The sequence below is a fragment of the Helicobacter sp. UBA3407 genome (assembly GCF_949747025.1).
Lineage (GTDB): Bacteria > Campylobacterota > Campylobacteria > Campylobacterales > Helicobacteraceae > Helicobacter_D > Helicobacter_D ganmani.
The window spans coordinates 1-1,195 of the sequence record NZ_CATKCB010000009.1 but is presented as its reverse complement, the minus strand read 5'-3'; the positions used below and the strand labels follow the sequence as shown (position 1 = coordinate 1,195).

Here is a 1,195-nt window from a genome sequence, read left to right as displayed (position 1 = left end):
ATATTTTGAGGAAGTAAGCTTGTGGTATGAAATCCCACAGCAATAACCCTGCAACAATGAGAAAAACAACCCAAAAAATCTAAAAAAGAGATTCCACCGCCTGCGTTTGTGTGCGCTCTTGTGGAGGAAGAGGATTCGCCTTTGCAAGATAAAAAGCCACAAGGATATTCACCACCATAGCAAGGAGCAAAAGCGGAGTTGTGCGCTTGATAATCTCCATTGGCGAAACTTTCGCAAACCCCGCTAGAGCAAGAATCCCACCCGCAATCGGAGAAGCCGCCCGCCCTAGACAAGACGCAATCTCTATGGGTAAAACTAAAGTAATCGGCGCGATTCCAAGCTTCGTTGCTACTTCTGGAGCTAATCTGCCAAAGGCATTAAATGCTGCGATTCCACTTCCCATAATCACGCTAGCAAAATACACTAAAAAGCTAAAGACTGCAATACTCAAAATCACCGCAAAAGTCGCAAATTCTCCTGTTTTGCCAAATCCAGAAACCGCATTGACAAGAATCCCTACGCCACCAAGAGACTTAACCCCCTCTGCAAAAACTCCTGCCGCAATGATAATACTAACGACACTGACAAAAATCTCTGCCATTGCCTTTAAAATCACAACCATATCCTCACCAAGTCTCTTAGCGTCTCTGTGTCGGATAAATTCCACGGCAAAAACAATCGCAATGCTAATGAAATTTGCCGTTACCACATCTAGTTTAATCTGCAAAAAATATGCAGCAAACAAAGAAACCACTGGCAGCCAAGGGAATAGGATATAAAAAGTCGGGCATTTGGGATTAAGGATTTGTGGAATCTCTGCTTCACCACTCAACACCCCTTTAAGCGCGTCCCTTTTATCCACCCACGCAAAATAAAATGGAATCGCAAGTGCAATCACTGCCACATAAGCCGCGACACTCCAAATTTGATAATCCAAAAACAGCCCAATGACATTGTCCTTTTGCCCCACCATATCTGCCATATTGATAGAGCTTCCGTCTTTTGGTCCATAATCTAGTGCAATGAGAGATAGCACGCAAACTGCGGTGATAGGGCGAATCTTTAGCGCAAGAAGCACAGGATAAATACACGCTAAAAGCAACAAAAGCAATCCCGCGTAACTAGAAATCACGATTTTTAATGCCATTCCAACAACAAATGTTCCACTCAAAATAAAATATTTGTTTTTGATTCT

At 42.9% G+C, this 1,195-nt stretch carries 1 protein-coding gene; it reads right to left on the bottom strand.

Translation table 11 applies throughout. The features are described 5' to 3' along the window. Positions 1-79 precede the first annotated feature (79 nt). A partial coding sequence (dcuC, locus tag Q1553_RS00075) for a C4-dicarboxylate transporter DcuC (protein WP_300842635.1) occupies positions 80-1,195 on the bottom strand: 1,116 nt, incomplete at its 5' end.